This window comes from Mesorhizobium sp. M2A.F.Ca.ET.037.01.1.1, from assembly GCF_003998075.1.
Taxonomy (GTDB): Bacteria; Pseudomonadota; Alphaproteobacteria; order Rhizobiales; family Rhizobiaceae; genus Mesorhizobium.
Map to the genome: position 1 here is coordinate 1 of NZ_RZSA01000258.1, position 7,201 is coordinate 7,201.

A 7,201-nucleotide genomic window follows, 5' to 3' on the forward strand; every position below is an offset into this window, starting at 1 on the left:
CCGCCATATTCCTGCGCGGTGCCAGGCAGGAAACCCGGCACATCGACGAAGGTGACGATGGGAATCGAGAAACAGTCGCAGAAGCGCACGAAGCGCGCCGCCTTCCGGCTGGCGTCGGAATCGAGCACGCCGGCCAGCACCATCGGCTGGTTGGCGACGAAGCCCACCGTGCGCCCCTCGACGCGACCGAAGCCGGTGACGATGTTTCTCGCAAAACTCTGTTGGATTTCGAAGAAATCGCCTTCGTCGGCGACCTTCAGGATCAGCTCCTTGATGTCATAGGGCTTGTTGGCGTTGTCGGGGATCAGCCGGTCGAGCGACAGGTCGTGGTCCGTCACCGACTGGTAGCACTCGATCTCGGGGATCTCCGCCGTGTTAGATGCCGGCAGCAGATCGACCAGCCGGCGCATCTGCAGCAGCGCCTCGACATCGTTGTCATAGGCGCCGTCGGCGATCGAGGATTTGGTCGTGTGGACGGAAGCCCCGCCGAGGCTTTCGGCGGTCACCGTCTCGTTGGTCACCGTCTTCACCACATCCGGTCCAGTGACGAACATGTAGGAAGTGTCGCGCACCATGAAGATGAAATCGGTCATGGCGGGCGAATAGACATCGCCGCCGGCGCAGGGGCCCATGATCAGCGATATCTGCGGGATCACGCCTGAGGCGAGCACATTGCGCTGAAAAATCTCGGCATAGCCGCCGAGCGCGGCCACGCCTTCCTGGATGCGCGCGCCGCCTGCGTCATAGAGCCCGATAATCGGCGCGCGGTTGCGCAGCGCCATCTCCTGGACCTTGATGACCTTTTCGGCATGCGCCTCCGACAGCGAACCGCCGAACACGGTGAAATCCTTGGCGAAGATATAGACCGGGCGGCCGTTGACGGTGCCCCAGCCGGTGACGACGCCGTCGCCGGCGATTTTGGTTTTCTCCATGCCGAAATCGGTCGAGCGATGCTCGACATACATGTCGAACTCCTCGAACGAGCCCTCGTCGAGGAAGACCTCGATACGCTCGCGGGCGGTGAGCTTGCCCTTCTTGTGCTGCGCCTCGATACGGTCCTTGCCGCCGCCCATGCGGGCAATATCGCGGCGGCGTTCGAGTTCCTTCAGCACGTCTTTCATCGCTGGTCCCCAAAACGGATAAGTGGTTTGTGGTAATGGCGAGGGCAGGAGAGCGCAAGCACCCTCGTTTTGCTGCATTGCAACATGACGCCCCTTGCATTTCGGGCCGGACTCGGCCATATGCAGCCCATAGGCGCTTGGGCCGGCCTGTCCGGCTTTCTCCACGAATGAGACTGGTTGCGTCTGTTTTCCCTCTTTCAAATCGGCCTCGGTCGATCGGCAAGACGGCGAAAAAGCCCCGGGGCATGACGTCCGCGGGCACGACAGCGCAGCCGCGCGGACGTTTCCCGTCCGCCGCCTTGTCGTTTCCTTATATTTGTTTCGACGGCAGGTTGCGCCCTGCCGCCATCGACGTTTGCGGCGATTGCGCCGCTTGAAAGAAGATGAATTTGACCAACGAAAACACTCTCCCCAACAACGACGCTGGGGAACTCTCCGGTTTCGCGGCCCTTGGCATCGGCGGCGCGCTGCTGAAGGCCACGCTTGCCGCGGGCTTTAAAGAGCCGAAGCCGATCCAGGTGCAGGCCATCCCGCCGCAGCTCGAAGGCCGCGACATATTCGGCATCGCCCAGACCGGTTCGGGCAAGACGGCTGCCTTCGCGCTGCCGATCCTGTCGAAGATCATCGGCCTCGGCACCAAGCGCCGGCCAAAGACGGCGCGCGCGCTAATCCTGGCGCCGACGCGCGAGCTCGCCGTGCAGAACGAGGACACCATCAAGCTGCTCGCCAAGGGCGCGCATATCTCGACCGCGCTGGTGCTCGGCGGCGTCTCGCGCTTCAGCCAGGTGAAGAAGATCGCGCCCGGCGTCGACATCCTGATCGCCACGCCTGGGCGGTTGACCGACCTCGTGCGGGAAGGCGACCTTATCCTTGCCGACACCAAATGGCTCGTCCTCGACGAGGGCGACCGCATGCTCGACATGGGTTTCATCAACGACGTCAAGCGCATCGCGAAGGCGACCGCGCCGGACCGCCAGACGGCGCTGTTCTCGGCAACCATGCCCGACGAGATCGCCGAGCTTGCCAAGGGCCTCCTGAAGAATCCGGTCCGCGTCGAAGTCTCGCCGCAGAGCACGACCGCCGCCGAGATCGTGCAGAGCGTGGTGCTTGCCCGCACAAGGCAGAAGCGCCAGGTGCTGTCCAAGATGCTGGTCGACGAGGCGATGCGCACGGTGATCGTGTTCTCGCGCACCAAGCATGGCGCCGATCGTGTCACCAAGGATCTTGTGCGCGACGGTTTTGAAGCCGCCGTCATCCACGGCAACAAGTCGCAGAACGCCCGTCAGAAGGCGCTCAACGATTTCCGCGACGGCTCGGTTCGCATCCTGGTGGCGACCGATATCGCGGCGCGCGGCATCGACGTGCCCGGCATCAGCCATGTCGTGAATTTCGACCTGCCGGACGAGGCTGAAAGCTACGTCCATCGCATCGGCCGCACCGGCCGCAACGGCAGGGACGGCATCGCGATCACGCTCTGCGACCCCTCCGAGAATGCCAAGCTGCGGCAGGTCGAGCGTATCATCCGCATGAAGCTGCCGGTCGTTGCCGACCACCTCGGCAGCCCGGATCCGCAGCGCGACCCCAGGGAAAAGACCGAGCGCCATTTCGAGCCGGCCAATGACCGCGAGCATCATGGCGGCCGCCGCGACGGCCGCCGACCGGGCAATGGCGGTGGCAAGAAGCACTTCACCGGCAAGCCCAACGGAGAGCGCGGACCGAAGCCGCAGGGCGAACGCCCGGCGGCCGCGCAGCCGAACGGCGAGCGCAAACCCGGCGGTTTCAAGCGCTTCAAGGGCAACAACAAGCGCCGCTTCGGCGGCAAGCGTCCGGCGAACCGCGCTGCTTGAGCTCATCAAATCTGATCGAGGAACGGCCGGAGCGAATGCTCCGGCCGTTTTTCGTTTCACTGGCCAGATTGCTGCTGCATCAACGCCTTCACCCAGACCACGATACGCTCCGTTAGAAAGCGTGTGGTCTGCGGCGACAGCACATCGCCGGCGATGACGTGATTGTCCGGATCGCCGGTATCGTCGACCGGCACCAGCTCGTGCGGACCGCCCCAGCGCCCGGCGATCTCGCGTGTGCGATCCGGCCGCACCACCTTGTCGGAATCCGAGAAGATGAACAGGGCAGGGATCTTTGCCTTCTCGACCGGCGCGGTATAGGCAAGCTCGGTGAGCGCGGCCATCGGCAGCACCGCTTTCATCGGGTATTTGGTCGTCCAGAATTTTTCGTGCAGCGCGTTGCGTGCCGGGAAACTGCGCTCCTTGCCGCCGACAAGTTCGGCGATCTGCCTGCCCCAGGGCATGGTCAGCAACTCCGCGCCGGAGGCCTTGACGCCGAAATTCGGCGATATGAACGCGATGGCCGCGACACCGTCGGATGCGCCGGGCTGCGTTGCGGCCCACGCCGCCAGCGAGCCGCCGGTCGAGGTTCCGATGACGATCACCTTGTCGCCGATTTCGCGCCCAATGGCCAAAGCCTCCTCATAGTCGTTGATCCACGCATTGACGCTGCCTTGCGCCATAGCCACGCCGTCCTGGCCGTGACCGGTCAGCCGCGTGTAGAAAAGGTTGGCCTCCAGTTCATCCGCAATGTCGTCCGGCAAGGGGCGGACCTCGCCTTTAGAGGCGGAAAAGCCGTGGATGTAGACGATGGCCAAAGGCGTCTTGGCGTGGACCATCGGGTTCGCCCAGATGATCTCCTTGTCGAGCCCGTCGCGTATGTTGGGCACGGCAGCCTCTTCACGCGCCAGATAGGCCTGCGGATCGTCGCCGATCACCCATGGATTGAAGCGGATTGTGGTGTCTACCGGCACGCGCGGGCCGAGAAAGAAGCCGGCGACCAGGATGACTGCAAAGCCAAGCACCGCCAGCACGATCCGCCGCCCCATTCCAGTCTCCAAGCAATGATTCTCAACCTATGGCCGTCCCCGCCGGCAGGCAATCGTCGTTTCGCCGGCTTATGTCGCCTTGTCGCGGGACGGGTCTTTTTTGCCCGCCGGCCTGCGATCGAAATGCAGCGGCCGACCCCGCCAGTGGGTGGTGAGCCCGATGACGAAGCGGCCGATCGGCCGCGGCAGCAGGCCGAGCAGCTTCACCGGCCAGCTTATGTGATACGGGAAGGTGACTTCGAAGCCGCCCTTCCTGATGCCGCGCGCCATGCGGCGCGAGGCGCGATGCACAGGCATGAGGCCCGGCATCGGCAGCTTGTTCTTTTCGGTCAAAGGCGTGTCGATGAACCCCGGATTGATGACCTGGATGCGGATGTTCATCTTGTCGAAGTCGTATTTCAGCGACTCCGCCAGGATGTTGATCGCGGCCTTGGTGCCGCCATAGGCCGCCGTTGTCGGCCAGCCGGAATAGGCGGTGACCGATCCGACAAGAACGACATGGCCGCGTCCGCGCACGCGCATATGCTCGACGACAGGCACCACGCCGTTGACGATGCCGAAATAGTTCACGGCGAAGGAACGATGGAAATCGCGCACCACCAGATTCTCTCCGGGGGTGGCGATGTAGTTGCCGGCGTTGAAGACGGCAAGCACGATCGGTCCCATCTGCTCCTCGATCGCGGCGGCCGTGCGGGCCATGCCCTGCTCGTCGGTGACGTCGCAGGGAAAGGACCTCACATGCCCGGACATTTGCGCCGTTTCGACGATCAGCGTGTCGGCTGGATCTTCCGGTAGCGACGTCACCGCCACGGCATAGCCTTGATTGGCGAGATCCTTGGCCAGCGCGCGACCAAGCCCGCTGCTGCCGCCCGTGATCCAGGCGACACCCTCTTTCGGATTGGCCCGGTAGAGTGTCATAGGGTGTCCTGCGGATGTTCCGGTTTGCTCTAGCGGCGGAGAATTCGGTTGAAAAGAGCGGTTTTGCACTTGGCACCGAAATGGTCGCGAGCGTTGCACCATCCGCAATGCGACTGGACCAGGCAAAATCTTGCCTTGAAACCGCGGCGTCCGGTTTTTAGGGTCTCGCCGCACACATGAAGGAATCCCACATGCCCCGTTCAGTGATCGAAGCGATCGGCAACACGCCCCTAATCCGGCTCAACAAGGCTTCGGAAGCGACCGGCTGCGAGATCCTCGGCAAGGCCGAGTTCATGAATCCGGGGCAATCGGTGAAGGATCGGGCCGGCCTGTTTATCATCCGCGACGCCGAACAGCGCGGGCTGCTCAAGCCCGGCGGGCTCATCGTCGAAGGCACTGCCGGCAACACCGGCATCGGCTTGACGCTGGTCGCCAAGGCGCTCGGCTACCGCACCGTGATCGTCATCCCCGACACGCAGAGCCAGGAAAAGAAGGACACGATCAAGATCTTGGGCGCGGAGCTCATCGAAGTACCGGCCGTGCCCTACAAGAACATCAACAACTACATAAAACTGTCGGGCCGGCTTGCCGAGCAACTGGCGCGCTCGGAGCCGAACGGCGCGATCTGGGCCAACCAGTTCGACAATGTCGCCAACCGCGACGGTCATGTCCGCACGACGGCCGAGGAAATCTGGGCCCAGACCGGCGGCAAGGTCGATGGCTTCGTTTCGGCCGTAGGCTCCGGCGGCACGCTCGCTGGTGTCGCGCTGGGCCTCAAGGACAAGAGCAAGGACGTCAAGATCGCGCTCGCCGATCCGCTGGGCGCGGCGCTCTACAGTTTCTACACCAGCGGCGAGTTGAAATCCGACGGCAGCTCGATCACCGAAGGCATCGGGCAGGGCCGCATCACCGCCAATCTGGAAGGCTTCAGGCCGGACTTCTCCTTCCAGATCCCGGACGAGGAAGCGTTGCCGATCATCTTCGACCTGATCCAGGAAGAGGGCCTCTGTGTCGGCGGCTCGACCGGCATCAACATCGCCGGCGCCATCCGGCTGGCGCGCGAGCTCGGACCGGGCCACACCATCGTGACGATCCTTGCCGACTACGGCACGCGCTACCAGTCCAAGCTCTTCAATCCGGAGTTCCTGCGCGGCAAGAACCTTCCGGTGCCGGGCTGGATGGAAGAAAGGGCCGACATTTCCGTGCCGTTCGAAAAGGTAGCATGATGGCGCACAAGACAGCGGCGCTTTTTCGCGACGACGCCTATCAGATGACGGCCGAGGCCGAGGTTGTCGCCGTCAACGATCGGGGTGGCATCCTTCTCGACCGCACCATCTTCTACGCCACGTCGGGTGGACAGCCGGGCGATGCCGGCATGCTCGAACGAGCGGACGGCGGCCGCATCGCGATCGCCGCCACCATCACCGGCGAGACCAAGGATGAGATCATCCACGTGCCGGCGCCGGAGCAGCTGCTCCCCGCTGTCGGCGAAAGGCTGAAGCTCTCGATCGACTGGGAGCGGCGGCACCTTCTGATGCGCATGCATACCGCCTGCCACCTGCTGACGGTCGTTTGCCCGTTTCCGATCACCGGGGCCGCGGTCGCCGAGGACGACAGCCGTGTCGACTTCGATATCCCCGACACCGGCTTCACCAAGGAAGATGTTACGGCCCGGCTGATGGAGCTGGTGCGCGCCGACCATCCGATCTTCACCCGGTTGATCACCGACCAAGAGCTCGCCGCCAATCCCGGCCTGGTCAAATCGAAGAACGTCCGCCCGCCGGTCGGCACAGGAAAAATCCGCCTGGTCTGCATCGGCGACAACGGCTCGGTCGACAGCCAGCCCTGCGGCGGCACGCATGTGAAGTCGACCGGCGAGGTCGGCGAGATTCATATCGGCAAGATCGAGAAGAAAGGCCGCGAGAACCGCCGCTTCCGCATCCGCTTCGGACCAATGCCGGCGAACTGAGGCGGGCCAGGGAGAACAAAAAATGGCGCAGGACAGTCCTTTCATCGTCGACGCCGACTGGCTGGAGAAGCAGCTTGGCGAGCCCGGCCTCACCATCATCGACGCCTCCTGGTATCTGCCGGCGCAAAAGCGAGACGCCCGCGCCGAATACGATGCCGCGCACATTCCCGGTGCGCGCTTCCTCGACCAGGATGCGGTTTCCGATCCGGATTCCAAATTGCCGCACACTTTGGCTTCGCCGCAGCACTTTGCCCAATATGTCGGCGCCATGGGCGTTACGGCCGATGACACCATCGTCAT

General features: G+C 63.7%; 7 protein-coding genes. 4 read left to right on the forward strand and 3 right to left on the reverse strand.

Annotated elements, in window-relative coordinates; translation table 11 throughout:
• Nucleotides 1-1,121: acyl-CoA carboxylase subunit beta (locus tag EOA27_RS14930; protein WP_145970355.1), on the reverse strand; the 1,121-nt coding region annotated here is incomplete at its 3' end.
• A 389-nt stretch (nt 1,122-1,510) separates the two neighbouring features.
• Here EOA27_RS14930 and EOA27_RS14935 point away from each other — a divergent pair.
• Nucleotides 1,511-2,968, forward strand: coding sequence for a DEAD/DEAH box helicase (locus tag EOA27_RS14935; RefSeq protein WP_127256582.1), 1,458 nt, complete (start codon nt 1,511-1,513; stop codon nt 2,966-2,968).
• Nucleotides 2,969-3,024: 56 nt separating this feature from the next.
• Here EOA27_RS14935 and EOA27_RS14940 read toward each other — a convergent pair whose 3' ends face one another.
• Together EOA27_RS14940 and EOA27_RS14945 are read right to left on the reverse strand one after the other, a co-directional pair.
• Complete coding sequence (locus tag EOA27_RS14940) at nt 3,025-4,014, reverse strand: alpha/beta fold hydrolase (RefSeq protein ID WP_126082782.1); 990 nt, start codon at nt 4,012-4,014, stop codon at nt 3,025-3,027.
• Between the two features lie 69 nt (nt 4,015-4,083).
• The gene (locus tag EOA27_RS14945; protein WP_126082781.1) at nt 4,084-4,932 is read right to left on the reverse strand and encodes an SDR family NAD(P)-dependent oxidoreductase; all 849 of its coding nucleotides are present in this window, start codon (nt 4,930-4,932) and stop codon (nt 4,084-4,086) included.
• Nucleotides 4,933-5,123: 191 nt separating this feature from the next.
• On the opposite strand from EOA27_RS14945, the gene EOA27_RS14950 reads away from it, so the two are divergent.
• The 3 genes from EOA27_RS14950 to EOA27_RS14960 all read left to right on the forward strand — a co-directional run.
• The gene (locus EOA27_RS14950; RefSeq protein ID WP_126082780.1) at nt 5,124-6,158 is read left to right on the forward strand and encodes a cysteine synthase A; all 1,035 of its coding nucleotides are present in this window, start codon (nt 5,124-5,126) and stop codon (nt 6,156-6,158) included.
• The gene (locus tag EOA27_RS14955; RefSeq protein WP_127256584.1) at nt 6,158-6,901 is read left to right on the forward strand and encodes an alanyl-tRNA editing protein; all 744 of its coding nucleotides are present in this window, start codon (nt 6,158-6,160) and stop codon (nt 6,899-6,901) included. Before EOA27_RS14950 ends, EOA27_RS14955 begins: the two co-directional genes overlap by 1 nt.
• 22 nt (nt 6,902-6,923) lie before the next feature.
• A partial coding sequence (locus tag EOA27_RS14960) for a rhodanese-like domain-containing protein (protein ID WP_281059425.1) occupies nt 6,924-7,201 on the forward strand: 278 nt, incomplete at its 3' end.

Excerpts from the sequence above, each read along its gene's own strand:
- EOA27_RS14950 (WP_126082780.1), top strand. The coding sequence starts at position 5,124 with ATGCCCCGTTCAGTGATCGAAGCGATCGGCAACACGCCCCTAATCCGG.
- EOA27_RS14940 (WP_126082782.1), bottom strand. The coding sequence starts at position 4,014 with ATGGGGCGGCGGATCGTGCTGGCGGTGCTTGGCTTTGCAGTCATCCTG.
- EOA27_RS14955 (WP_127256584.1), top strand. The coding sequence starts at position 6,158 with ATGGCGCACAAGACAGCGGCGCTTTTTCGCGACGACGCCTATCAGATG.
- EOA27_RS14945 (WP_126082781.1), bottom strand. The coding sequence starts at position 4,932 with ATGACACTCTACCGGGCCAATCCGAAAGAGGGTGTCGCCTGGATCACG.